Source organism: Desulfuribacillus stibiiarsenatis, assembly GCF_001742305.1.
In the GTDB taxonomy this organism is placed as follows: domain Bacteria; phylum Bacillota; class Bacilli; order Desulfuribacillales; family Desulfuribacillaceae; genus Desulfuribacillus_A; species Desulfuribacillus_A stibiiarsenatis.
In genome coordinates, this window is the sequence record NZ_MJAT01000012.1 from 264875 (window position 1) to 291442 (window position 26568).

The following is a 26568-nucleotide window of genomic DNA, read 5'->3' on the forward strand; positions in this document are numbered from 1 at the left end:
TACACTTGAAGGGAGGTGAAAACGATGAATACAGGTCTAAATGGTTTGATTTTTACAGAAGTATCATTACAAGGTGCGAATCATGGTGGTAGTTCTAAAAATAGTAAGGCTCTAACTAGTGATTTTGCTCAGCTTCTTCAATTAGCAAATGATGCAATCAGTGGCAAGCAAGGGATTCAATATGGAGAAGACATGGAGATTTCTGTTGACTTCAGTATGTTAGCGTCGCTTATTTCAACTAAATCATCTTCAAAAGAGAGCAATGTCCAAGGAATTGATTTTGCAAAACAACTTTTATTAGCAGATCAACTATTGAAGTCACCATTACTATACGATTCACACGAAATGAATGATTTATCTATGGATCAGGGATTAGCCGCATTTTCTAGAGAAGAACTTAAGGAGATTTTAGCTGCCATTCAACAATTACTTACCAATGACAGCGAAGAAACCTTAAAAGCTGAGCTTTCAAAAGAAGAATTTGATTTAGCAACTAAAAACTTTGGAGATATGCATTCGCTTTTGTTAATTGTTGAAACGGTTATCTCACACTTTGTAGAAAGACAAAGCAATAGCCAAACACCACAACAACAAGAAGGAATAAGCCAAAGCAAATTGCAACAGTTACTATTTGCTAACCCAAACCACTTTTTCAAGAATCATCCAATTGTTCAAACAAATAGTAATTCTCCAATGGCTGATATGAAGTTCGCTGAACGCATTGTAGCAATGGAGTCAAATGCGACTAGCACTAATGAAAATATCATAAAAGTGTTAAAACAGTTGATTCATCAATCTGAAACGAACCGTTTCAAACTAGAGAGCCAAGGAAAAGTAGTAACTCAAGCTATAGCGCCATTGCTGACAACTCTTACTCTTGTGCAACCGAAACTAGTTCAAGTAGAAACAACGAATCTAGTGAATCAAGACGTGAAACTTGATGTTGAGGGAGTCAAGCTGACTAACAACTTATCTGGATCTCAACAACAATGGAATTCGTCAGAGGAAAGTCAGTCAAAGCAATCGCTCAATGTGCTATCTTCATTAGATAAGTCAAGTGATAATATGGGATTAAATGGCTTCTCAAGTATCTTAGGTGACAGTGCAAAGGCAACAACAGTTTCTAATACAACGCAAATCAATTATACATCCCAGAGCGAGTTTGAAAATCAATTACAGGAACTAATGTTGAACCAAGCGAAACTAGTAAAAAAGCCTAACGGTATACAAAGTATGGTTGTGTCATTACAGCCAGCTCATTTAGGGGCATTAAAGATTTCTATCACATCTCATCAAGGGCACATGACAGCAAGTATTATTACTACTACTAACAGCGCTCGAGAAATGATTGAAGGATCAATCAATAACTTACGAATTGCTTTGGTAAATCAAGGTATTACGATTGATAAAATTGATGTCCAGCACCAGACTTCATCATCAAATTCAAACGTGACGCAGAGTGCTAGTGCTCAATCGCAACTTTTCCAACAACGTAAAGAACAAGAGACTCAGTATGAGCAACAAAACAAAAAAAACAAGCAATCTGAGCGCTTTAGTTTTGATGAATTAGAAGAGCTAGCTTTAGATTTTATCAACGAAAACCAAATTGACAAGAAATTTATTCACAACAATGATTACTCAACAAGTATCAATATAACAGCTTAGGAGTGGATTGAATGACGACTGTTAATTCGCCAATCTACACAGATCGATCCTCGATTCAGACGAAAGAACGGGAAATCAAGAAAGAGCTTGGAAAAGATGACTTCTTGAAAATTCTTGTAACACAATTGCAATACCAGGATCCAATGCAACCTTTAGAGGATAGAGAGTTTATCGCTCAGATGGCGCAGTTTAGCGCATTGGAACAGATGACGAAAATCGCAGATTTGCAAGCTACGAATAATAGCATGCAACAATTTCAAGCTTTTCAGCTAGTTGGTAAAAATATAGAGGGTATATCTAACAACTCGGTGGTTAAAGGTGTTGTTACTGAAGTTAGAATGAAGGATGGGTTAGCTGTATTAAAAGTGAATGGTGTTGATATATCTATGAAAGATATTCTGAGTGTATTTAATACTACACAACAAGAACAGCAAATAAACCAACCAACGCAACCGACACAACCATCTGAGCCAACTCCAACTGATAATGATGGAACTACCCCTGAAGAAGATACTGATTATCCTCAAGAAGAGGAAATTTCAGACTCTACAGAACAATAATTATGTGAATTAGGGTGATTGAGTTTATGGAAAAAATATGGTTTCATCAACAACCTATTCAGCCCGTTAAGAAAACTGACTTAGCACCTGCAACAAAAATCCAAAATCAACAGAACCAGACACAATTTAGAGATGTATTCCAAAAAACATTAAATCATGTGCAGCAACCTATAAAGTTTAGTGCCCATGCGAGTAAACGAATTCATGAGCGAGGAATTACAATTTCTGATGATGATATGTCAAGACTTGAAGAAGCAGTAACAAAAGCTGCCAATAAGGGTTCAAGAGATGCTTTGATTTTAATGAATGATGTTGCTTATGTAGTGAGTGTAAAAAACAAGACAGTAGTAACGGCAGTTGATGATCAAACAAAGAAGGACAATGTATTTACAAATATTGATAGTGCGATTTTTTTATAGAGGCTGGACCTTACGGGGGCCTCACGACCCGCTGAATGAATGATGCGGGATCACAGAGGAGGATATAACAGATGTTACGTTCACTTTATTCAGGAATATCCGGTATGAGAGGTTTTCAAACAAAACTTGATGTTATCGGTAACAACATTGCCAACGTAAATACTGTTGGTTTTAAAGCAAGTCGCGTTATGTTCCAAGACGTATTAAGCCAGAGGCTTTCTGGTGCTACTGCTCCAGAAGAGGGAGAGCGTGGAGGAAGAAATCCACAACAAGTAGGACTAGGTAGTGGAATTTCAAGTATTGATACACTTCATTATGAAGGAAGTCCGCAAACTACGGGTGTAGGAACTGACTTGTATATTAACGGCGATGGATATTTTGCTGTACAAGATGGTGCAGATGGTGAAATTTTATTGACAAGAGCTGGCAACTTTACTATAGACTCAGTTGGTTTTTTAGTTACATCGGATGGTATGTTTGTCCTAGATAGCGGAGGAGCACAAATTCAATTAGGTGCTGAAGTACAATCTTTCAGTATTGCTGCTAACGGTAACATTATTACTGTTGATGGTGATGGTGGAATAGAAGAACTAGGGCCTATCGGTCTAGTAACAGTAGCTAACCCTATGGGTATGGAAAAGGTTGGCGGCACAAGATTTAGAGTTACTGGCAACGCAAACCCAGATGGTGCTATTGAATTTAAAGAGCCAGGAGTTGATGGTGCAGGACTTCTAATCGCTGGTAGATTGGAAATGTCGAACGTTGAGTTAACAAGTGAGTTTACTGAGATGATTATTGCACAAAGAGGATTCCAGGCGAACTCAAGAATCATCACGACTTCGGATGAGATTTTACAAGAAGTAGTTAACTTGAAGCGATAATAATTTAACAGCTAGGTAGCGGCATTATAATGCCGCTGCCTACTGCTGTTGGTATTTGAAGTTCACGAATGGAGAATGTATATGATTCAAGTGTCAAGATTAAATGGTAGCGTGTTTTTTATTAACCCAATTCATATTGAAAACTTTGAAGAAACTCCAGACACAGTTATCACTTTGACAAATGGAAAAAAACTAATTGTTCGTGAAAACGCGGAGAGCCTGATTGAGCAGTTGCGAGCTTTTTATCACTCTGTTGGTGGTCTTAAAGTTGTAATACAGTATCAATCACAAGAGCATCCTAATGAATAGTAGCTGGAGGTACTAGCCGTGTTCCAAAACAAATTGCTCAATATTTCATTGATTATCTTAATTGCAATTTCATTGTTTGCCATAGTGGGTATTTTAGCTTATATGTTAATATATGATGGTTCTCAACCAGAAGAGGAAGAGCAACCAAAACCATATACTGGTGCGGAAGTGCAGGAATTAACATTGACAACCGAGAAACTAACAACTAATTTGGCGGACGGAAGATTAATAATATTAAGTTTGTCATTTATGGCAGAGAATAAGAAATCTAAGGATGAGTTGCAACAAAGAATGGTGCAAGTAAAAGATATGTTAATTACTTCCCTTCATTCACAAACTCGAAAAGACTTTGAGACCACTGAGGGACTAGAGGCTTATAAACTATTAATTCTTCAAAGGACTAATGAATTATTAGATAAAGGGACTATTGTAGATGTTTTTTATATTGATAAAGTCATACAATAGATTTCATAACTTAACACAACAATAATCATAATCGAAATATAGATTGATGAGAAAAGTGGGTGGTCTTGTGAGTGAGGTACTCTCTCAAAGTGAAATTGACGCCCTTCTTACCGCATTATCCTCTGGTGAATTAGATGCAGAGGAAATACGTAAGGATGAAGTGCAAAAAAAGGTTAAAACTTATGACTTTAAAAGAGCGTATAGATTTTCAAAGGATCAGACAAGAAGCTTAACGCGTATTCACGAGAATTTCGCAAGGTTACTTACGAGTTATTTTTCTGCTCAGTTTAGAACTTTTGTGCAAATCACTGTAGCTTCCGTTGACCAATTACCATATGACGAGTTTATTCGCTCAATACCTAAAATGACGATTTTAAATGTCTTCGAAGCTGTTCCATTAGAAGGACGACTGGTGATGGAAGTAAATCCAAATATTGCGTATGCAATGCTAGATCGTTTAATGGGCGGCCAAGGTATTAGTGCAGAGAAGTTTAGAAGTCTTACGGAAATTGAAACAATTGTCATGGAGAGAATCTTTAATAAAGCATTAGAGAATTTCGCAGAGGCTTGGAGAACAATTATAGACTTAGATCCGGAACTAGATATACTGGAAACAAATCCACAATTTATGCAAATAGTTTCTCCAAATGAAACGGTAGCGGTTATATCATTTCAAACAAAAATTGGCGAAGCCACCGGGATGATTAACCTTTGTCTTCCGCATGTTGTATTAGAGCCGATCATGCCGAAACTAACGGCACATCATTGGTTTGCATCTCAAAAGAAATCTAGATCAGATAAAGAAGTCTTTCATATTCAGGAACGCGTTAAGAAAGCATCAGTAACGGTAAAGGCAGAATTAGGTGCTTCTATCATCTCTATAGGTGAGTTCCTCAGTTTGAATATTGGAGATGTCATTCAACTTGACAATATGTTTGAAGATGATATCAATGTTCGTGTTGGGAATTTAGTAAAGTTCAAGGCGCAGCCAGGGTTGTCTAAGAAACGTGTTGCTTTACAGATTACTGAAGTTCTAGAGGAAGGTGTTGAAGAAAATGGGTAGAGATATGCTTTCTCAAGAAGAAATAGATGCATTATTAAAAGCGGGATCCTCTGATGACGATGAGCAAGCATCATATACTAGTTCAACTGAGAGTTCAGCAACTTCAGCTGCATCAAACGTTCAAGTTGGGAATTTCTTGAATGAATTTGAACGAGATGCCTTGGGGGAAATCGGAAATATATCTTTTGGGAGTGCGGCAACAGCGCTATCTACATTATTAGGTCAAAAGGTAGATATCACTACACCAACAGTTTCAGCTATAGCAAGAGAAGAAGTTGTCAATGAATTTCCAATGCCACATGTAGCTGTGAATGTGGGTTATACTAGCGGCTTTGAAGGGAACAACTTGCTTGTCATTAAAGTGAGTGATGCGAGAATTATTGCTGACCTCATGATGGGTGGCGACGGTCATCCGGATCAAAGTCAAGAATTATCTGAATTACACACGAGTGCCGTAGCTGAAGCAATGAATCAAATGATGGGATCGGCGGCTACAGCAATGTCAACGATTTTTAACGATTTCGTAAACATTTCCCCGCCAGAGACCAAAGTATTAGATTTTGAGAAATCTGAAGGTCTTCACATGCTGCCTGATGAAGATATTTTCATTCGCATTTCGTTTCGACTAATTGTAGGGGACTTAATTGATTCCTACTTAATGCAATTAGTTCCGATTCATTTTGCTAAAGATATGGTAGCAAGATTAACATCTGGGATGGATAGTGAGCCAGCTCCTGCACCGAAAAAGGAAGAGAAGCCAGTTGCTGCAGCGACTCCAGTTCCTCCACAGCCTCAAGCTCCAACTTACCAAGAGCAACCAATGGCTGCACAACAACCAGCTCAAGGATATCCAGCACAAGAGATGCCACCTCAAAATATGGGGTATCCACCGAATTATGGGTATCAACAACCGCCAGGATATCCTCAAAATGGATATCCACAGCAACCGTATTATAATTATCCACCTCCACAACCTCAGACTTTTGGAGGGATACAACCGAATCTTCAACCTGCGCAATTTACAAGCTTTGACCCACAAAAAGGTAAATTTGCTGGTGAAGGAAACCTTAATTTGTTACTAGACGTTCCGTTGCAAATTACAGTAGAATTAGGAAGAACAAAGCGACAAATTAAAGATATTTTAGAGTTGAGTCAAGGTTCAATCATAGAACTTGATCGTTTAGCTGGTGAACCGGTAGATGTTCTAGTTAACAATAAACTTATTGCAAAAGGTGAAGTAGTTGTTATAGATGAAAACTTTGGGGTTCGTATCACGGATATCATAAGTCAGATTGAACGTGTGCAGAAACTTCAATAGTTTACTTGAAGGAGGAGGGGATGAAATGACAGCAAGAATAATGATTGTTGACGATGCAGCCTTTATGAGGATGATGATTAAAGATATACTCTCGAAAAACGGCTTTGAGGTTGTCGCTGAGGCTGCTGATGGTGCACAAGCAGTCGAAAAATATAAAGAACTAAAACCAGATTTGGTTACAATGGACATTACTATGCCTGAGATGGATGGAATTGCTGCCTTAAAAGAAATTAAAAAAGTAGACCCTTCTGCCAAAGTTTTAATGTGTTCGGCAATGGGACAACAGGCAATGGTTATAGATGCGATTCAAGCTGGTGCAAAGGATTTTATTGTCAAGCCATTTCAAGCTGATCGAGTTTTAGAAGCAATTAATAAATCATTAGGATAAATTAGAAAGTGGTGAAGCGGTGAACAACTATGGTAAACTCATCATAGCAATCCTTTTTACTACTATGTGTATTTATATATATATGCCAATCTCAGCAGTAGCGTCCGATAATGTATATGATAGTTTACTAGGCGATAAAAATTCTAATGAAACAAAAACACTTGATCAAATACCTGGGTCGACTGAAGAGACTTCAAGTAATACGAGTAATGAGGTTAGTTCGACTTGGATGTTTCTCACTGCATTTTTCAAATTAGTATTAGCCACAACTGCGATAGTTGCTATCATATACTTTGGAGCTAGAATTATATCGGAAAAAAGAAAACGTTCACAAAGCTCACAAAACACTCAAACACTTGGAGTACACGCACTTGGGCAAAACAAGACACTTCAAATTATTAGAGTGGGGAAAAAAATTTATGTCATTGGTGTAGGGGATAATATTAATTTAATTAAAGAGCTATCGGAAGAAGAGGGAACAGAGTTTTTTGCAGACATGGAAGAAAGCTATGACACTGATGCTTCAAACAATAGCATGCCCAGTCAATTTGAGAATATCTTCAAGAAAAAATTGACCGAGCTAAAAGATCGGAAGAATTCCCTACAGCATGATCAACGTGAAAATGAGAGGGAGTATCTATGAGAAAACTACTGCTCATTACTTTACTAATTTCTATTACTCTCTTTCCCAATGTGAGTCATGCTACGGAGATACCAGGAATACCTGGTCTTAATATTGGATTAGAAACAACTGATAATCCTGCGGATGTATCGGTAACTTTGCAATTAATTTTTCTTTTAACGATTCTATCAATTGCACCAGCTATTCTAATTCTCATGACTTGTTTTACTAGAGTCGTTGTTGTGCTTTCCTTTACTAGGAATGCACTAGCGACTAACCAGATGCCACCGAATCAAGTGATTATTGGACTGGCATTATTTATTACTTTTTTTATAATGACACCAGTTTTTGCTGAGGTGAACGATACGGCATTACAACCTTATCTAGCTGGAGAGCTTGAACAAGTTGAAGCATTAGAATTAGCAGCCAAACCTTTTAAAATATTTATGGCAAAACATACAAGACAAAAGGACTTATCGTTATTTCTAAACTATGCCCAAATTCCACCGCCGAATACAATTGATGATATACCGATGACAGCGCTTGTTCCAGCGTTTGCTATAAGTGAACTAAAGACAGCCTTTCAAATAGGTTTCATGATTTTTATTCCTTTTTTAATATTGGACATGATTGTAGCGAGTGTGCTTATGTCTATGGGTATGATGATGTTACCACCTGTAATGATATCTCTTCCATTTAAAATTCTATTATTTATTCTTGTTGACGGCTGGTATTTAATTGTCCGGTCGCTTCTCATTAGCTTTAATTGAAAAGGAGGAGATACGTTATGTCGCCAGACTTTGTAATTAAATTAGGACAGGATGCAGTAGTAGTTGTCTTAAAAGTTGCAGGCCCTATGCTAGCAGTCGGTCTAGGTATTGGTTTAATAATAAGTATTTTTCAGGCAACTACTCAAATTCAGGAACAGACATTAACATTTGTTCCAAAAATTGCTGGCATTCTGATTTCATTAATCGTATTTGCACCTTGGATGATCAACGTCTTATTGGATTTTGCTCTTGAAATATTTGAAAATTTGCATCTATTTATAGGATAGGAATGATCTTATGGAGATGCTAAACCAGCTTCCTGTATTCATGTTAGTATTTACGAGAATTTTATCGATGTTTATGATAGTACCTTTTTTTAGTGGAAAAGGAATTCCTGCAACTTTTAGAGTAGGTACTGCATTTTTCCTCGCCATCATAGCATATTCTACAATTTCTACAGAACAAGAATTGATACCTTTAGATGGCGCATATATTTTTTTTGTTTTTAAAGAAGTAATCATAGGTTTGATTATGGGATTTTTAGCTGCGATGTTCATGGCAGCATTACAAATTGCAGGACAGTTTATTGATGTTCAGATGGGCTTTGGTATAGCGAATGTAGTCGACCCTCAGACAGGTACACAAGTTCCGATTATGGGTTTCTTTAAATATTATCTTGCAATCCTAATATTTTTATCATTAAATATTCATCATGTGATAATTCAAGCATATATTGATAGCTTTCTAAAAATCCCGATTGGCCATTTATATTTAGATGGTCGATATGCTGAATATATTGTTAGCGCTTTTAATGTAATGTTTGTCAGTGCGATTAAGATAGCTGCACCTATTGTGTTTATACTATTATTAACTACGATTTCATTAGGGATTACGGCTCGGACAGTTCCCCAAATGAACGTTTTCGTAGTAGGTATGCCATTAAAAATTGCGTTAGGTCTTCTTCTTATGTATATAACACTTCCAACATTTCTTTTTATGCTAGACACCTTGTTTATGGATATGGTTGAGAGTATTTATATAATGATTCATATAATTGCTAATAGTAATCCGTGATTTTATATTAGTAGGGAGATAACACAATGTCTGAATATCTTATTCAACTAAATCTCCAACATTTTGCCGATGAAAAAACTGAAAAAGCCACACCTAAGAAAAGACAAGAAGCGCGTGAAAAAGGTCAAGTAGCAAGGAGTAACGAAATCAACACTGCGTTAGTCCTTCTTTTTTCGTTCTTAATTTTAAAATTCTTTGGCCCATTTATGGCGAACAATGTCCTTACCATTTTCCAGACGAATTTATCAGAATATGTTCTATGGGAAGCTAACACCGATAACTTAAAAGTAATTACGATCGATATGCTGTATACTAGTTTCCTAGTAGTTCTTCCTGTAATGCTAGTAGCGATGGTAGCAGGAGTTTCGGCTAACCTAATTCAGGTCGGATTTATGGTTACAACTGATCCGTTAAAGATGAAACTAGAAAAGATTAATCCAATAAGTGGGTTAAAACGGATGTTTTCCGTGCGTTCCTTAGTCGAACTTTTCAAGTCTATCTTAAAAATTGCTATTATATCATCCGTAGCTTTTTTATCTGTATATTTTCAGAAAGAGACATTGTTTCATTTAAATCGATTAGAACTAATTGAAATCATTGGTTTTACAGCTGATTTGGCAATTGATATTGGTTGGCGTGTCGCTTTAGTCCTATTGATTCTATCCATTCCTGATTTTGTATACCAAAAATATGAGCATGAAAAGTCGATTCGGATGTCGAAAAAAGATATTAAAGATGAATACAAGAAATCTGAAGGTGACCCTAAAATTAAAGGGAAGCGTAAAGAAATTCAAAGAAAAATGGCGATTCAAAGAATGATGAGTAATGTTCCTAAGGCCGATGTTATCATAACAAACCCGACGCACTTTTCTATTGCAATACAATATAACCCTGACGAAATGATTGCTCCTATTATGATAGCTAAAGGAACAGATCACCTTGCTTTGAGAATCAGAGAAATTGCTACTGAATACGATATACCACTTGTTGAAAATAAACCACTCGCACAAACCCTATACAAAACTTTAGAGGTTGGCGATGCAGTTCCTGAATCCTTGTTCCAAGCTGTTGCTGAAGTACTAGCTTATGTATACAAGTTAAAGGGAAAGGTTTAATATATATATATAAATAGTAAGAAAGGAGATCATTACGTGCGCGTATCAGATTATGGAATAATAATTGCTTTAGTAGGCATTGTAGTAATGATGGTTATTCCATTACCTACGGGCTTACTAAGTATCATGTTAATATTGAATATTAGTTTGGCACTATTGATACTCCTAATCTCAATACAAACTACAGAGCCATTGCAATTTTCTATATTTCCTTCTGTATTATTAATAGCAACACTTTTTCGCCTAGCTCTTAACGTATCAACAACACGTTCAATTTTATCGGAAGGGTACGCTGGAAAAGTAGTAGAGACATTTGGAGAATTCGTAGTCGGCGGAAATGCCGTAGTCGGGTTTATTGTATTCTTAATTCTAGTAATAGTCCAATTTCTTGTTATTACTAAGGGTTCTGAGCGTGTTGCTGAGGTAGCTGCCCGTTTCACCCTTGATGCAATGCCAGGAAAACAGATGAGTATCGATGCAGATTTAAATGCTGGAATCATAACTGAAACAGATGCGAAAAACCGTCGTGAAAAAATACAAAATGAAGCCGATTTCTACGGGGCGATGGACGGAGCATCTAAATTCGTAAAAGGAGATGCGATTGCCGGAATTGTAATTGTGCTTGTAAATATTATCGGTGGATTTATTATCGGTATGGTTCAATTAAACCTAACATTTACTGATGCAATGTCTAGATTCACATTGCTATCTGTTGGGGATGGACTTGTCAGTCAGATTCCTGCATTACTAATTTCTACTGCAACTGGCTTAATTGTAACTAGAGCTGCTACAGGTTCCAATCTTGGACAAGATTTTGCAAATCAGGTGTTTTCCTATCCAAGACTATTCTATGTAGTTGCTGTTGTTATTCTGTTAATGGGGTTAGCGACACCGATAGGAATGTTACTTACATTGCCTATCGCTGCTGTTATTGCATACTCAGGTTATAGACTACAATTGGAAAGTAATAAAGAAGAAACTATAGTAGAAGATCAAGAAACAGAATCTAGTACAGAAGACATTAGAAGTCCAGAAAGTGTGTTAGATTTATTACAAGTGGATCCGATTGAGTTTGAATTTGGTTATGGTCTAATACCTATAGCAGATACGAATCAAGGTGGAGATCTTTTGGATCGTGTAATTATGATTCGTAGGCAAATAGCTTTAGAAATGGGCTTAGTTGTACCAGTGATTCGAATTCGTGACAATATTCAACTAAAGCCTAATGAATACGTTGTAAAAATTAAAGGAAATGAAGTAGCGACAGGAGAACTGTTATTAGATCATTACTTAGCAATGAGTCCTGGAATTGATGATGAGGATATTCACGGTATAGAGACCATGGAACCAGCTTTTGGTCTACCTGCATTATGGATCAGTGAAGACATGAAAGAGAAAGCCGAATTATCTGGTTACACAGTTGTTGACGCACCATCCGTTGTTGCAACACACTTAACGGAAGTCATTAAGAAACACGCGCATGAATTATTAGGACGACAAGAAACCAAAGCATTAGTCGATAAAGTGAAAGAGAATTACCCAGCAGTTGTAGATGAGTTAGTTCCTCAAGTCATGACTGTTGGAGATATTCAAAAAGTACTAGCTAATTTGTTGCGTGAAAAGGTTTCTATAAGAAATTTATCAACCATATTTGAATGTTTAGCGGATTATGGACAAACTGTAAGGGACCCAAATTTATTAACGGAGTATGTCAGAGCGTATTTAAAAAGACAAATTACGAATCAATTTAAAGACGGGAATGAGCCGTTGAGAGTATTAACAATGAGTCCAGAAATTGAAAATATAGTTGCAGAGAATATACATCAAGATGATCAAAATTCATACTTGGCGGTTAATCCTGAGGTATCACAGCAGATTTATCATGCAATCCACAAGCAGGTTGCACGTTTAGTGGAAATGGGACAAGCCCCGATACTATTAGTTGCACCAAATATTCGCTACCACCTAAAGAGACTTATTGAACCTGTTTTGCCAGATGTGATTGTTCTATCGTATAATGAATTAGAATCCTCTGTGGAAGTACAAAGTGTTGGGATGGTGGAATTATCATGAGAGTAAAAAAATACATTGTAGATAATATGCCTGAGGCATTAGTGTTAATTCGAAAAGACCTTGGTCATGACGCCGTTATCCTTGATCAAAAGAAAATTAAAGTAGGCGGTTTTTTAGGCATGTTCAGTAAGCAGAAATTAGAAGTAATTGCTGCCATTGAACCAAAGGTAAAGAAAAATGTGATATCTCCTGAGAAACCATTAGTACCTCCTATCTTTGTTACAGAGTACTCAAAACAACAAACATTAAACGGAAATGTTCAATCTAATCAAAGCCAAGAGACCGAATCAAATCCTGTTGCCATTAATTTTGAATCACTAAGGGAGCCTATTGTTTCCAAACCACAGGTTCAAACTCCAGCTTCTACTCGGGTAACGGAAGAGAAAATGATGGAAGAGATACAAGAAATCAAAGGAATGTTTGTACGAATGATGTGCAAACATTCTAACGATGATTTCCCGGAGAATATTAAAAAGCTTTACAATCATTTAGTAGAAAGAGATATTGAAGAAGCTCTAGCTAGTTCAATTATTTCAAATATCATGGAAAAGTTAGGTTCACCTAGACACGTAGCACAAACATATCTTAATGAAATATTACAAAATGAAGTTGCTAAACTTATTGAAAAAAATTATAAGTCGCAACCACCGATTACCAAACAGCAGATTTACGCATTTGTTGGACCAACTGGTGTTGGAAAAACTACGACAATTGCTAAACTAGCTGCTTATTATCTATTAGAAAAGAAATTAACGGTAGGTTTAATTACTGCTGATACATATAGAATTGCAGCTGTTGATCAACTTCGAACGTATGCCAATATATTAAACATACCGATTGAAATTGTAATTACTCATGATGATATGAAAAAAGCTATTTATAATTTAAAAGAACGTGATATCATATTAATAGATACTGCTGGAAGAAATTATCGTAAAGATATGTATTTAACAGAATTAAAAAGTCTTTTAAGTGTTGCGCAGCCAGATGAATCATATTTAGTACTCAGTATGACAACGAAACAAAAAGACATGAATGACATTGCCAATAGTTTTAAAACTGCAAATATAAATAATATAATTTTTACAAAGATTGATGAAACTAGTTCGTATGGAGCTATATTAAACATGCTACAGAATCATAATAAAACACTATCTTTTTTGACGAATGGCCAAAATGTGCCTGAAGATATTGTGTTTATAAACCCGAAAAACCTAGCGAAACTGATAGTGGGTGAGCTAAATGAATGATCAAGCAGCTAGATTAAGGCAACTAGTATCACAAAATAAAGCAAAAAAAGCTCGCGTAATTACAGTGACAAGTGGTAAGGGGGGAGTAGGTAAATCTAATTTTACCCTCAACTTTGCATTGTGTTTAAAAGAATATGGGAAAAAAGTTGTAATTTTAGATGCCGATTTAGGCTTGGCTAATATAGATGTACTTTTAGGTGTAAGTACAAAGATGAACTTAGCGAATATTATTTATGATCATGTTACGATATGGGATGTCCTGTATAAAAGTGAATATGGAATTGACATTGTAGCAGGGGGGTCGGGGATTCAGGACTTACTTAGCTTGAATGAGAGTCAACTTGAGCACTTCCTGAAACAAATCGATCTCCTAAGTAATTATGCAGACTATATACTGATTGATACAGGTGCAGGACTATCAAAAGAGACTGCAAGGTTAATAGTAGCCGCAGATGAAGTCATATTAGTTACTACGCCTGAACCAACTTCAATTACGGATGCATATGCAATTGTCAAAATGGTACACAATATTTCACAAGATATAAAATATCGATTAATCGTAAATCGTGTTATGAATAATATTGAAGGTAAAGCCACAAGTGAAAAATTGCAATTAGTAACAAAAAGATTTTTGAATATTGATTTATCATTCCTCGGTCTTCTACCTGATGATCAAAATGTATTACAAGCTGTTAAGAAACAAAAACCATTTTACTTAATGCATCCGACGACTGATGCATCGCAGGCTATGAGGGATGTTACAAATGAATTTTTAAATCATAAGGTAGAAAGTGATGATAAACAACAAGGAATCACTAGCTTTATGAGCAAAATGTTAAGGCTTCTAAGATAACGAAGGGGTGAATCATCAATGGATAATAACTATATAAAAGTTCTAATCGTTGATGACTCCGCATTTATGAGAAAGATGATTACTGATATGATTCAATCTGATGAACATTTGCAAGTAGTTGGCACCGCAAGAAATGGAGAAGAGGCATTATCGAAAATTGAATCATTACAACCGGATGTAATTACGTTAGATGTTGAAATGCCGAAAATGGATGGGATTACTACACTAAAAGAGATTATGAGAACTTCACCATTACCTGTGATTATGTTAAGCAGTTTAACCCATGTAGGGACAACAGAGACAATCAAAGCGTTAGAGCTTGGAGCATTTGACTTTATAGGAAAACCTTCTGGACCAATTTCCTTAGATATAGAAAAGATTAAAGCAGAACTCATTGAAAAAATCCACTTAGCATCTGCTAGTAAGAATAGAATTTTAAAATTACCAAGAATGTCGATTAAAGATAAGGTGTTAACAAAGCCTCCGGATATCAACTATAAATCTAAGAAAATTGAAGAAAAAAATATGACTATGAATACTTCTAAAGTTGACACGATTATTGCTATTGGTACATCTACAGGTGGTCCAAGAGCTTTACAAAATGTAATTACTAAGCTCCCTAAAGATATTCAAGCTAGTATTGTCATTGTACAACACATGCCACAAGGTTTTACGAAATCCTTAGCAGAAAGATTGGACTCGATTAGTGAGATTAAAGTTTTTGAAGCTGAGGATAAGATGATTTTACAGAATGGATGTGCATATCTTGCCCCAGGTGCACATCAGATGAGCATTTCACAAAATCGTAATGGCGAATATCAAATAAGAATTGATATAGAGGCTGAACCATACTCTGGCCATAAACCTTCTGTTGATTATCTATTTCTTTCAATTGCTGAGTTACTCCCAATGAAAAAGATTGTCGTAATCATGACGGGCATGGGTGGTGATGGATCGAAAGGGTTAGTGGCTATTAAACAAAAATCAGCTTATGCAATAGCTGAAGACGAGAGCACCTGTGTTGTGTTTGGGATGCCTAGGGTTGCAATAGCTACTGGACTAATAGATGATATAGTGCCTTTAGAGAAAATTGCATCTGAGATTATAAAACATGCGAAAAACTAATGATGTGAAAAGAGGATAATCCACTTTAGTTATAGAAATAAATATACAAATAGTGATTTTATAAAGGAAACGTATAATAAGATTTCTTGATAGGAAATAGAATATTTGTAAAGGGGGAGTTCTGTTTGGTTGAAAATATCAATCAATCAATGAGTATGGAAATCAAAGTCATTGTTTTTCGACTAGATTCTGAGGAATACGGCGTAGAAGTGAACCAGGTAAAGTCAATCGAAAGAGTCCAAAATGTCACCAAGATTCCCCAAAGTGCAAATTTCGTTAAAGGAATCATAAACCTTAGAGGCAATGTTACTCCAATTATTGATTTAAGAACACGCTTAGGAATGGAGTATCTTGAAGCGACTGATAGCTCTAGAGTTATCATTGTAGGTGTAGAAGGTATGCAAATAGGGCTTATTGTAGATTCTGCGAATGATGTAATTGATATTCCAGGCAATCTGATTGAAGCTCCACCTAAGGTTGTAGGAAATGTAGATGCTGCTTATTTAAGAGGAGTAGCAAAACTAGACGATAGACTGCTAATTTTACTTAACTTAGATAAGGTATTAGATACAGTAGAAATAAAAAAACTTGAAGAGATAGGAAAATCAATATGATCGATCCAATCAAAAATATAAATGAATTTCAACTCGATGTCCTCAGAGAAATTGGTAATATTGGAGCAGGGAATGCTGCCACAGCGTTATCAAAACTATTGAAAAAGCCAGTGGATATGAATGTACCACGAGTTCAAATCTTATCGTTTCATGAAATCGCTGAGTTTGTAGGTGGTGAGGAAACAATAATTGTCACTGTGTTTCTAAGAGTAGAAGGCGATATACCAGGAAATATGTTTTTTATCTTAGGAATGGATTCAGCAAAATCATTAATTCGTGATATTGTTGGCCCAAGTCAAAATGACGAAGAATTTTCAGAACTTGAATTATCTGCTTTACAAGAAATAGGAAATATTCTTGCTGGTTCCTACCTCACATCTCTTTCGGATCTTACGAAGATGAACTTGCAACCAAGTGTTCCTGCATTAGCGATTGATATGGCTGGTGCAATCTTGAGTTATGGGTTAATAGAACTAGGGAGAAGTGGAGACTATGCACTAGTAATTGATACAGAAATACAACCAGGTACAGAAAAAAGCGAAAAATTAAATGGACATTTCTTTTTACTTCCGGACCCTGAATCATTCGAAATATTGTTTACTTCTTTAGGGGTGTAAGATTTGTTTCATATTATAGGAGAACAGCCAATGAAGCTTCGCATTTTCGTTTCTATTTCTGCATTTGTACTAACTTTTTTAGTGAGCATTTATAGTAACGTTTTTTTTACAGCAATTAAGAGAAGTATTTTTTCTTTTATTCTTTTTTACATTATTGCAACAATAATTGAAAAACTACTAGAGAAAGAAATCATGGCGTTTGATCAGGTAGAGAATTGTCAGCAAGATTTAGATGCACAGTCTAGCGTTTCAGGGGAAACATCAGATGCTAATAAAGTTAATAATAATGAAGATATAGATTTTCAGCCTCTTAAATATGATGAACTAGATATAGATAATATGGATCCAGAAATGATTGCAAAAATTCTTAGGAATTTCGATGATGATAAAAAAAGCTAACAGTCAAGACTTACTAATGGGATGGATATGCCATGGGAAATCGATATTCAACACCTCAAATTAACGAATATTGGGAAAAGTGGAGTACTGATAAGAATCAAGAGACAAAAGAGAACCTCATTGTCTCTTATTTGCCATTAGTGGAATATGTCGCTGATCGTGTCTCCATAAATTTACCGGCTTCTATTCAGAAGGACGATTTAGTTAGTTTAGGACATATCGGGTTGATTGAAGCGTTAGAACGTTTCGATTTAGGCCGAGGTTGGAAATTTGAGACTTTTGCAATTTGGAGAATTAAAGGTGCTATTATTGATGGTTTAAGAAAAGCGGACTGGGTGCCTAGAGGAGTAAGAAAGAAATCTAAAGAACTTGAGGAGGCATTTCATACCTTACAATCCTCTCAAAAGGAACCTGTAACAGACGAACAAATGTCTGAATATCTTGGAATTAGTATGGAAGCATATTATCAACTGTTGCAGGATGTACAGATGACAACGTTTATATCAATTGATGATTCAGTGGGAGAAGATGGCAATGCATTCAGGGATGTTATTCCAGACGAGAAAGTAATTTTGCCTGAGATGCAATTAGATTTGAATGAATCGAAAAATATTTTAATAAAAGCTCTTGAGAAATTACCAGAGAAAGAAAAAATTGTTGTAAGTATGTATTACTATGAAGATTTAACTTTAACTGAAATTGCAAAGGTCTTATCAGTATCAACGAGTAGAATTTCACAATTGCACACAAAAGCTATTTTACGTTTAAGAGGATTTTTAAGTAGACAGAAAAAGCAGTTGTTTTAAATTGTTCTAATTGGAGGTGATACGATGGATAACCAGGCAAATAACAACCCTGCTCTAACTAATGATGTTGTGGAAGAAAAAGTTGATAAAAAACCTTTCGATTGGAATCAAGGTATACAAATAAAGGTAACGAAAGATAAGTTAGAAGCTGTAATGGTTATTGATGCTAAGTGTGATGAAGATACAGTAGAGCCAGATATACTTAAGAATGCTTTGAACAAGGCCAAAATATCTTATGGAATTATTGAAGAATTACTTTTGGATATTAGTAAAAACGTATTAACATTTCGTGGCAGTTCATTAACGATTGCTAAAGGAGTTCCGTCAGAGAATGGCATAGACGGTTATATTGAATTGTTAAGAGATGACTTAGATAAAAAGAGTGCTCCGTTGCTACTTAAAGATGGAAGGGTTGATTTCTATCATGTGAAAGATATCCCGACTGTTTTGCGAGGTGAAGAGATTGCTAGAAAAATTCCTCCGGTTCCAGGGAAATCTGGGACAGATGTATACGGTCACGAAATCAAGCCGAAGGTAGGAAAAGATCCACGATTCCCAGTAGGGAAAAACGTTGTGGTAAACCAAGAAGGTACTTCTATTTATGCGCTCATCGATGGACAAGTATCCATTACAGAGCGTGGAAAAATCAACGTCTTTTCAGTGTATGAAGTACATGGCGATGTTGACTTTTCTACAGGAAACATAGACTTTGTAGGTTCCGTGTTAGTGAATGGTAATATCTTAACGGGCTTTTCTGTAAAAGCCAAGGGGGATATTCGTGTCAAAGGAAATATTGAAGGAGCAAATGTTGAAGCCGAAGGAAGTATTGAAATACTAGGTGGCATCATCGGATATAATAAGGGGAATGTAAGGTCGAAACAAAACTTAAAAGCTTCCTTTATTCAGAATGCAAATGTAACAGTAGATAATACTATAATTGTTACAGATAGTATTATGCATAGTCACGTAAATGCTGGTAAGATGGTCTCTTTAGAAGGTCAGAAAGCTTTAATCGTAGGTGGTCTTATACGTGCCGGCGAAGAGGTAATAGCACGAGTCATTGGAAATTCTATGGCAACACCTACTGAAATCGAAGTAGGTGTACATCCAGAATTGCGTAGTGAACTTGTTGAGATTCGTGAAAAGCTAAAGGACATTGCTGCTAACTATGATAAATCAGATCAAGCTTTAGTTATGTTAAATCGGTTGAAGGATGCCGGTAGAATTACTCCTGATAAAGAAGTCATTCGTGAGAAACTAGAAAGCAGTTTAAATTCCATGAAAGAGTTCAAGCAACACGCAAGTATCAGAATGCAGGAAATAGAGCAGATTTTACAAGATTCTTCTAATGCTAGGGTTAAGGTTGGCGCCAATATTTACCCTGGCGTTAAATTAGTCATTGGAAATGAGATTAAGTATATTAGAGATTTAACTAGTCGAGTGATTTTTTATAAGAGTGACGGAGAAATTACTTTTATGCCGATGAGGTGATGATATGAGCTTAAAAGCAATTGACCTTCAAATGTCTATTCCCCGTGCCCATGATTTAGGTAAGATTCAGGAGCAACTGCAGCAGCGCCCGGTGAATGATCAAGTTCAGCTATCTGAGGATCAAAGAAAAGAAATTGCGAAGCAACAACAAAAAACAACAGAGGCTTCAAAAACGGATAAGGAAAAAATTAAAGATCAAAGCAAGAATAAAAATCAACAGGAACTTGCTGAACAAAATTCTGCTACAAAACAAAAAAAGATGGCTTCCAAAAAAAATATTCATCCTTATAAAGGTCACACGTTAGATATATCATTATAATTAGGTGGGAAGTACATGGACTCTATAGTCTATTCCTTTGGGCTAGCTGTGATTTTTGGAGCTTTAATTATTTTTTTTCAAGATCAAAAGAAAAAGAATAGAAAACAAGAATCACTAGATATCCAAAAAATAGAAGATATTATTGATAAGTATTTTTTAGAATTGCAAGAGGAAAGTGCGAAGCAACATGAGGCTTATGTTAAAGATATCAATTTCCTACAAAAAAACTTAAAAGCTTTAGAAAAGAAAATAGAGAAACTTGAAAAGTATAAACAAATCGATGTATCAGTTGATGACTCTGAGTTAAAGATGGTATCAAAACAAATAAATACGATCAAAGTAGAAGATCAGCTGGATCAGCAAGTGTTGCTAACAGCAAAGGAAGATAATAAGAATCAGTCACAAGTAGATGTGCCGCATCAACTGGTAATTAAACTACACAATCAAGGATATTCGGTAGAAGAAATAGCCAAACAAGTAAATTTAATGTGTGGTGAAGTTCAATTAATGATAGGGATTGCCAATATAGAAAAAAGATAGTGCAAATGAAACCGTTTTTATGTTTCGTTTGCATTTTTTATTTAATTATGATATAGTGATTAACGGTGTAAAAAACACGTTTTTTGGACTACAATGCTGGTGCTACCTATGTAGTGGCATTATAGGAAGATGAAAAACGGAAGAAAAAACCAAGGAGGAATATGTTTATGTCAGTAATATCAATGAAACAATTATTAGAAGCTGGAGTTCACTTCGGTCATCAGACCCGTCGTTGGAACCCAAAGATGGATCGCTATATCTTCACAGAAAGAAATGGCATCTATATTATTGACCTACAAAAGACTGTAAAGAAAGTTGAAGAAGCTTACAATTTTGTTCGTCAAATTGCTGAAGAAGGAAAGACAATTTTGTTCGTTGGAACAAAGAAACAAGCGCAAGAGGCTGTTAAAGAAGAGTCTGAGCGTTCAGGACAATTCTTCACAAACCAAAGATGGTTAGGTGGAACGTTAACGAACTTCCAAACAATTCAAAAGCGTATTCAAAGATTACATCAACTTGAGAAGATGGAAGTAGACGGCACTTTTGAAGTGTTACCGAAAAAAGAAGTAATTCAATTAAATAAAGAGAAAGACCGTTTAGTTAAATTTTTAGGTGGAATTAAAGGTATGAAGGGCCTACCTGGCGCTTTATTCATTATTGACCCTAGAAAAGAAAGAATTGCTATTGCTGAGGCAAAAAAATTAGGAATTCCTATCGTAGCAATTGTAGATACTAACTGTGATCCAGATGAAATTGATTATGTAATTCCTGGAAATGACGATGCTATTCGTGCTGTTCGACTAATTACTGCTAAAATGGCAGATGCTGTTATCGAAGGTTCTAAAGGGAACGTTGAAAACTTCGAAGCTCAGCAAGAAGCTCAAGTAGCTCAATAATAAATATAACTTTTATCATTTTAATATTGGGTAGGTGGGACTTGCCTGCCTACCCAATATTTTCTTATACGACGAAAAATATTTCTACATATCTAAGGAGGATACATATAATGGTTAGTGCAGCACAAGTAAAAGATTTACGTGAAATGACTGGTGCAGGGATGATGGATTGTAAGAAAGCGCTAGTTGAAGCAAATGGGGATATGGAACAAGCAACAAAGATATTAAGAGAAAAAGGACTAGCCGCTGCTGCAAAGAAAGAGGGACGTATTGCTGCTGACGGATTGGTAGAAGCATACATCCATGGTGGAGGTCGTATTGGAGTCCTAGTCGAAGTTAACTGCGAAACTGACTTTGTAGCTAAGACAGATGACTTCAGAAGCTTTGCAAAAGATATTGCGATGCATATTGCTGCTGCAAAACCTATATATATTTCAAGAACTGAAGTGCCAGAAGAAGAAATTACAAAAGAAAAAGAAATTTTAAAAGTACAAGCATTAAATGAAGGAAAGCCTGCAAATATTGTAGACAAAATGGTTGAGGGTAGAATAGATAAGTATTTCAAAGAATTCTGCTTATTAGAGCAATCATTTGTTAAAAACCCTGATTTATCAATTGAGCAATTGTTGAATGAAAAAATTGCTAAAATTGGAGAGAAGATTTCTATTCGTCGATTTGCTCGCTATGAACTAGGAGAAGGAATTGAGAAGAAACAGGATAATTTCGTAGAAGAAGTTATGGCACAAGCAAAAATTCAACAATAATTGTTTAAAGGGAACACCTTATTTGTGTTCCCTTTTTCAAAAGATTTAGACATACAGTTCATAAGATGTTACATAATATAGACAGGAGGACATTTGGTGAATAAACCTAAGTACAACAGAATCGTCCTTAAATTATCAGGTGAAGCTTTAGCGGGAGAGCTAGGCTATGGCATTGATCCGAAGGTTATGCAATCGATTGCAAATCAAATAAAAGAAGTTATTGCACACAATGTGCAAATAGCTGTAGTAGTTGGTGGGGGCAACATCTGGAGAGGAATAGCTGGTAGCGCTAAGGGCATGGACCGTGCGACTGCAGACTATATGGGGATGCTTGCGACTGTAATGAATTCATTGGCTCTTCAGGATGCACTTGAAAATGAAGGTGTATTTACTCGAGTTCAAACATCGATTGAAATGAGACAAGTGGCTGAACCATACATTCGCAGAAGAGCTATGCGTCATCTGGAAAAAGGCAGAGTCGTTATATTTGCAGCTGGTACCGGTAATCCGTTCTTCTCAACTGATACAACAGCCGCTCTACGTGCAGCTGAAATTGAAGCTGATGTAATCTTAATGGCTAAGAATAATGTAGATGGTGTTTACACAGCTGACCCAGCAATTGATATCAATGCAACGAAATATGACGAGTTAGATTTTATGGACGTTATTAACCAAGGGTTAGCGGTTATGGATAAAACGGCTGTTACATTATGTATGGAGAATAAAATTCAGATTATAGTCTTTAACATATCTGAATGTGGTAATATATTGAAGGTAGTCTTAGGTGACAAAATCGGTACAGAGGTGAGAAATAACAATGAGCAGTGTAATTAAAGAAACTGATGAAAGAATGGGAAAGGTATTATTGAGCCTAAAGAAAGATTTCACAACAATTAGGGCTGGTAGAGCAAATCCTTCTTTATTAGACAAAGTCGTTGTTGAGTATTATGGTTCTCCAACTCCTATCAACCAAGTCGCGAATATTTCTGCTCCAGAAGCACGTTTATTAACGATTCAGCCTTGGGATCGCAGCATGATTTCTGAAATTGAAAGAGCAATCCAAAAATCAGATTTGGGATTATCGCCGAACAATGATGGTAATATCATTCGCATCCCACTTCCGATTCTTACGGAAGAAAGACGTCAAGATTTAGTAAAACAAGCGAAAAAAATTGCTGAGGCTTCTAGGGTATCCGTACGAAATGTGCGCAGGGATGCAAATGAAGACGTGAAAAAGATGGAGAAAAACAGCGAGATTTCTGAAGACGAATCTCGAAAATTACAAGATGATATTCAAAAGTTAACAGATAAGAACATTAAAGCTATAGATGAGATTTTGCAGGAGAAAGAACAAGAGATTATGGCTGTATAATGTAACCCCCTCTGGGTGAGGGGGTTTTTTAACAATATAGGAATTGGGGTTTTACAATGAAAGATTTTCTAGGGAAGTTTTTAAGAAAGAATAATAATGTTGATAAAAATATTTTTTCTGAAAAAAAAGAACTAATTCCAAAACACATAGCCATTATTATGGACGGAAATGGCCGTTGGGCGAACAAACGTGGCCTTCCAAGAATTGCTGGACATAAAGCAGGAATGAATGTAGTAAAAGAAATTACAAGGGAATCATCCAATCTTGGGATTCAATACTTAACGTTATATGCGTTTTCTACTGAGAATTGGAAACGTCCTACAGATGAAGTGAACTTTCTAATGAAACTTCCTGAAGAATATTTACAGTCTGAATTAAAAGACTTAGTCAAAAATAATGTACAGGTAAGAATGATTGGTGATATTCAACAATTACCTGATTTTACAAGGCGAGCTGTAGAACAAGCAATCGAAGATACGAAAGGCAATACAGGGTTGGTTCTTAATTTTGCTTTGAATTATGGTAGTAGACTAGAGATGCTAACTGCCATTAAAGAAATAGCTAATGATATTTCTAATCATAAAATTAAGATTGATGATATAACAGAAGCATCGATTTCTAGTCGTTTGATGACAGCAGGAATCCCAGATCCAGATTTATTAATTCGCACAAGTGGTGAAATTAGACTTAGTAACTTTCTATTATGGCAATTAGCTTACACGGAATTTTACTTTTCGGATACCCTCTGGCCTGATTTTTCAATGGACGAATATCATATGGCAATCGCGAATTATATGAAACGTGCTAGAAGATACGGCGGCCTAAAATAGGAGGGTTCATCTTTGAAGGATAGAATCATAACAGGGTTAATTGGCGGTACAGTTTTTTTGTCAATTCTGTATGTAGGGAATATATATTTTTATATTTTTGTATTGCTCTTATCTTTGGTTGGCTTTCATGAGTTATTAAAAATGAGAGGCAATCAATTACTTCAGATTTCTTCTCTATTTGGGGTGTCTGTAATCATTGCGATTTTCGGACAAATCTTATGGGAATATTCTTTTTTTTCTGAAGCTGGTATTATGACTGTATTATTATTTGGTTTAGCTATTCCAGTGATCACTAAAAACCAAGAGAATTACGAACAAATCGCTTTTTCATTTCTATCATCAATGTATATAGGCCTAGGTTTCTATTCGATTTATTTAGTTCGAAGTGAAACTGACTTTATTTTTACAATTATGATATTGCTAGCAATTTGGGCTACAGATACAGGCGCATATTTTACTGGATATATGTTGAAAGGTAGAGGACCGAAGCTTTGGGAATCGATTAGTCCGAAGAAAACTGTAGCAGGTGCCATTGGTGGCACTATTTGTTCTTTACTAGTTGTTTTATTGCTTTCTCCTCACAGTTCAATTGAGCTTTCTCTTTATACGCAAATAATTATCGGAGTATTGATTGCCGTTGTAGGTCAATTAGGTGACCTAGTAGAATCATCATATAAACGTTTTTATAATGTGAAAGATTCAGGCAATATTTTGCCAGGGCATGGTGGCATATTAGATCGCTTTGACAGCCTACTATATGTATTTCCTGTGATATACGTCCTGTTGATATACATAACTTTTTGAGGTGAATCATGAAAAAGAAAATAGCAATCATTGGGTCGACAGGATCCATTGGTACTCAAACGATAGATATAGTAAGGGAACATATAGAACATTTTGAAGTGGTTGGATTGGCAGCAGGAACGAATTTGGAAATTTTGGAAGCACAGATTCGAGAGGTTAAACCGAGAATAGTATCAGTAGCTAACATTCAATTAGCTAAAGAACTTAAAGAGCGCATTAAAGATATCCAACAACCCATAGAAATTGTATACGGAATAGATGGGCTAAACGCAGTCGCTACTATTGATGAAGCAGATGTTGTAGTTACTGCAGTTGTGGGTATAATGGGTTTACTCCCTACAATTAATGCAATTAAAAAAGGTAAGAAAATAGCACTAGCAAATAAGGAAACATTGGTTGCCGCAGGTTCATTAGTTATGAATTTGGCGAAACAATATCAAGCGGAAATTATTCCTGTAGATAGTGAACACTCAGCAATCTTTCAATGTTTGCAAGGGGAAAGCGTTAAGAGTGTCGAGTCAATTATATTGACAGCCTCAGGCGGGTCGTTCCGTGGAAAGAAGAAAGAGGAATTAAAGGGAGTTACGGTGACTCAAGCATTGAATCATCCAAATTGGAGTATGGGTGCGAAAATTACTATTGATTCCGCCACACTTATGAATAAAGGTTTGGAAGTAATCGAAGCACATTGGCTGTTTGGAATTCCCTATGATAAAATCAAAGTAGTTGTTCATCCAGAAAGTATTATACACTCCATGGTGGAGTTTGAAGATACGTCGATTATAGCCCAATTGGGACTGCCAAATATGAGAATCCCTATTCAGTATGCGCTAGCTTATCCTAAACGTATTATAAACCGACAACCAAAACTAGATCTTACAAAAATTTCTAAACTAAATTTTGAAAATCCCGATATTGAAACGTTTCAATGTTTACAAATCGCATATGAGGCGGGTCGTATCGGTGGTACAGCACCAGTAGTTATGAATGCAGCCAATGAGGTAGCAGTACAATTATTTTTACAAGAGCGAATCGAATTTTTAGAAATAGAGCATATAATTAAAGAAATGTTGTCCAGACACTCAGTTATTCAACATCCATCATTAGAACAAATTATTGACGTTGATGACTGGACGAGGAAACAAATACTTACTGGTGGTGAATAG

The 26568-nt window shown here is 36.0% G+C and carries 32 protein-coding genes; all 32 read left to right on the plus strand.

Annotated elements, in window-relative coordinates; genetic code table 11:
- The first annotated feature begins 24 nt into the window (after positions 1–24).
- Complete coding sequence (locus BHU72_RS07020; protein ID WP_069701906.1) at positions 25–1665, plus strand: flagellar hook-length control protein FliK; 1641 nt, start codon at positions 25–27, stop codon at positions 1663–1665.
- An 11-nt stretch (positions 1666–1676) separates the two neighbouring features.
- A complete protein-coding gene (locus tag BHU72_RS07025; RefSeq protein ID WP_069701907.1) occupies positions 1677–2225 on the plus strand; it encodes a flagellar hook capping FlgD N-terminal domain-containing protein in 549 nt (182 codons plus the stop codon).
- A gap of 26 nt (positions 2226–2251) precedes the next feature.
- A complete protein-coding gene (locus BHU72_RS07030) occupies positions 2252–2644 on the plus strand; it encodes a TIGR02530 family flagellar biosynthesis protein (protein WP_069701908.1) in 393 nt (130 codons plus the stop codon).
- A 71-nt stretch (positions 2645–2715) separates the two neighbouring features.
- Positions 2716–3525 carry a flagellar basal body rod protein FlgG gene (gene flgG, locus BHU72_RS07035; RefSeq protein WP_069701909.1) on the plus strand — a complete coding sequence of 270 codons (810 nt, stop codon included), beginning with the start codon at positions 2716–2718 and terminating at the stop codon, positions 3523–3525.
- An 81-nt stretch (positions 3526–3606) separates the two neighbouring features.
- Entirely contained in the window at positions 3607–3834 is a 228-nt protein-coding gene (locus BHU72_RS07040; RefSeq protein WP_069701910.1) for a flagellar FlbD family protein, read from the plus strand.
- A gap of 18 nt (positions 3835–3852) precedes the next feature.
- Complete coding sequence (locus BHU72_RS07045; protein ID WP_069701911.1) at positions 3853–4299, plus strand: flagellar basal body-associated FliL family protein; 447 nt, start codon at positions 3853–3855, stop codon at positions 4297–4299.
- A 67-nt stretch (positions 4300–4366) separates the two neighbouring features.
- Positions 4367–5362, plus strand: a complete 996-nt coding sequence (fliM, locus tag BHU72_RS07050) for a flagellar motor switch protein FliM (protein ID WP_069701912.1) — start codon at positions 4367–4369, stop codon at positions 5360–5362.
- Complete coding sequence (fliY, locus tag BHU72_RS07055; protein ID WP_069701913.1) at positions 5355–6680, plus strand: flagellar motor switch phosphatase FliY; 1326 nt, start codon at positions 5355–5357, stop codon at positions 6678–6680. Before fliM ends, fliY begins: the two co-directional genes overlap by 8 nt.
- A gap of 25 nt (positions 6681–6705) precedes the next feature.
- Positions 6706–7068: a response regulator gene (locus BHU72_RS07060; RefSeq protein WP_069701914.1), complete on the plus strand. Its 363-nt coding sequence runs from the start codon at positions 6706–6708 to the stop codon at positions 7066–7068.
- 19 nt (positions 7069–7087) lie between these two features.
- Complete coding sequence (locus BHU72_RS07065) at positions 7088–7711, plus strand: flagellar biosynthetic protein FliO (RefSeq protein ID WP_069701915.1); 624 nt, start codon at positions 7088–7090, stop codon at positions 7709–7711.
- Positions 7708–8460 (plus strand): flagellar type III secretion system pore protein FliP, encoded by a 753-nt coding sequence (fliP, locus tag BHU72_RS07070; protein ID WP_069701916.1) that lies wholly within the window; start codon positions 7708–7710, stop codon positions 8458–8460. Before BHU72_RS07065 ends, fliP begins: the two co-directional genes overlap by 4 nt.
- A gap of 17 nt (positions 8461–8477) precedes the next feature.
- A complete protein-coding gene (fliQ, locus tag BHU72_RS07075; RefSeq protein WP_069701917.1) occupies positions 8478–8747 on the plus strand; it encodes a flagellar biosynthesis protein FliQ in 270 nt (89 codons plus the stop codon).
- A gap of 10 nt (positions 8748–8757) precedes the next feature.
- Positions 8758–9534 carry a flagellar biosynthetic protein FliR gene (gene fliR / locus BHU72_RS07080; RefSeq protein ID WP_083248309.1) on the plus strand — a complete coding sequence of 259 codons (777 nt, stop codon included), beginning with the start codon at positions 8758–8760 and terminating at the stop codon, positions 9532–9534.
- A 26-nt stretch (positions 9535–9560) separates the two neighbouring features.
- Positions 9561–10649, plus strand: a complete 1089-nt coding sequence (gene flhB / locus BHU72_RS07085; RefSeq protein WP_069701918.1) for a flagellar biosynthesis protein FlhB — start codon at positions 9561–9563, stop codon at positions 10647–10649.
- Between the two features lie 36 nt (positions 10650–10685).
- Complete coding sequence (flhA, locus tag BHU72_RS07090) at positions 10686–12722, plus strand: flagellar biosynthesis protein FlhA (RefSeq protein WP_069701919.1); 2037 nt, start codon at positions 10686–10688, stop codon at positions 12720–12722.
- Positions 12719–13972: a flagellar biosynthesis GTPase FlhF gene (gene flhF / locus BHU72_RS07095; RefSeq protein ID WP_069701920.1), complete on the plus strand. Its 1254-nt coding sequence runs from the start codon at positions 12719–12721 to the stop codon at positions 13970–13972. The genes flhA and flhF overlap by 4 nt, the downstream gene beginning before the upstream one ends.
- Positions 13965–14825, plus strand: a complete 861-nt coding sequence (locus tag BHU72_RS07100) for a MinD/ParA family protein (protein WP_069701921.1) — start codon at positions 13965–13967, stop codon at positions 14823–14825. Before flhF ends, BHU72_RS07100 begins: the two co-directional genes overlap by 8 nt.
- Before the next feature lie 18 nt (positions 14826–14843).
- The gene (locus tag BHU72_RS07105) at positions 14844–15950 is read left to right on the plus strand and encodes a protein-glutamate methylesterase/protein-glutamine glutaminase (protein WP_069701922.1); all 1107 of its coding nucleotides are present in this window, start codon (positions 14844–14846) and stop codon (positions 15948–15950) included.
- Positions 15951–16099: 149 nt separating this feature from the next.
- Positions 16100–16564: a chemotaxis protein CheW gene (locus BHU72_RS07110; RefSeq protein WP_069702044.1), complete on the plus strand. Its 465-nt coding sequence runs from the start codon at positions 16100–16102 to the stop codon at positions 16562–16564.
- The gene (locus BHU72_RS07115; protein ID WP_436796453.1) at positions 16564–17181 is read left to right on the plus strand and encodes a chemotaxis protein CheC; all 618 of its coding nucleotides are present in this window, start codon (positions 16564–16566) and stop codon (positions 17179–17181) included. The genes BHU72_RS07110 and BHU72_RS07115 overlap by 1 nt, the downstream gene beginning before the upstream one ends.
- 30 nt (positions 17182–17211) lie before the next feature.
- On the plus strand, positions 17212–17580 hold the full coding sequence (locus tag BHU72_RS07120) for a hypothetical protein (protein ID WP_069701924.1): 369 nt from the start codon (positions 17212–17214) through the stop codon (positions 17578–17580).
- A 32-nt stretch (positions 17581–17612) separates the two neighbouring features.
- Positions 17613–18386: a FliA/WhiG family RNA polymerase sigma factor gene (locus BHU72_RS07125; protein ID WP_069701925.1), complete on the plus strand. Its 774-nt coding sequence runs from the start codon at positions 17613–17615 to the stop codon at positions 18384–18386.
- 24 nt (positions 18387–18410) lie between these two features.
- Positions 18411–19877 (plus strand): flagellar assembly protein A, encoded by a 1467-nt coding sequence (locus BHU72_RS07130; RefSeq protein WP_083248310.1) that lies wholly within the window; start codon positions 18411–18413, stop codon positions 19875–19877.
- A gap of 4 nt (positions 19878–19881) precedes the next feature.
- Positions 19882–20196: a hypothetical protein gene (locus BHU72_RS07135; RefSeq protein WP_069701926.1), complete on the plus strand. Its 315-nt coding sequence runs from the start codon at positions 19882–19884 to the stop codon at positions 20194–20196.
- A 15-nt stretch (positions 20197–20211) separates the two neighbouring features.
- Positions 20212–20736, plus strand: coding sequence for a DUF6115 domain-containing protein (locus BHU72_RS07140; RefSeq protein ID WP_069701927.1), 525 nt, complete (start codon positions 20212–20214; stop codon positions 20734–20736).
- Between the two features lie 167 nt (positions 20737–20903).
- The gene (rpsB, locus tag BHU72_RS07145) at positions 20904–21632 is read left to right on the plus strand and encodes a 30S ribosomal protein S2 (RefSeq protein ID WP_069701928.1); all 729 of its coding nucleotides are present in this window, start codon (positions 20904–20906) and stop codon (positions 21630–21632) included.
- Between the two features lie 107 nt (positions 21633–21739).
- Complete coding sequence (tsf, locus tag BHU72_RS07150; RefSeq protein WP_069702046.1) at positions 21740–22396, plus strand: translation elongation factor Ts; 657 nt, start codon at positions 21740–21742, stop codon at positions 22394–22396.
- Positions 22397–22492: 96 nt separating this feature from the next.
- Positions 22493–23230, plus strand: coding sequence for a UMP kinase (gene pyrH / locus BHU72_RS07155; protein WP_069701929.1), 738 nt, complete (start codon positions 22493–22495; stop codon positions 23228–23230).
- A complete protein-coding gene (gene frr, locus BHU72_RS07160) occupies positions 23214–23768 on the plus strand; it encodes a ribosome recycling factor (RefSeq protein ID WP_069701930.1) in 555 nt (184 codons plus the stop codon). The genes pyrH and frr overlap by 17 nt, the downstream gene beginning before the upstream one ends.
- 56 nt (positions 23769–23824) lie before the next feature.
- Positions 23825–24598, plus strand: coding sequence for an undecaprenyl pyrophosphate synthase (gene uppS, locus BHU72_RS07165; protein WP_069701931.1), 774 nt, complete (start codon positions 23825–23827; stop codon positions 24596–24598).
- A 12-nt stretch (positions 24599–24610) separates the two neighbouring features.
- Positions 24611–25402, plus strand: coding sequence for a phosphatidate cytidylyltransferase (locus BHU72_RS07170; RefSeq protein WP_069701932.1), 792 nt, complete (start codon positions 24611–24613; stop codon positions 25400–25402).
- A gap of 8 nt (positions 25403–25410) precedes the next feature.
- Positions 25411–26568 carry a 1-deoxy-D-xylulose-5-phosphate reductoisomerase gene (locus BHU72_RS07175; protein ID WP_069701933.1) on the plus strand — a complete coding sequence of 386 codons (1158 nt, stop codon included), beginning with the start codon at positions 25411–25413 and terminating at the stop codon, positions 26566–26568.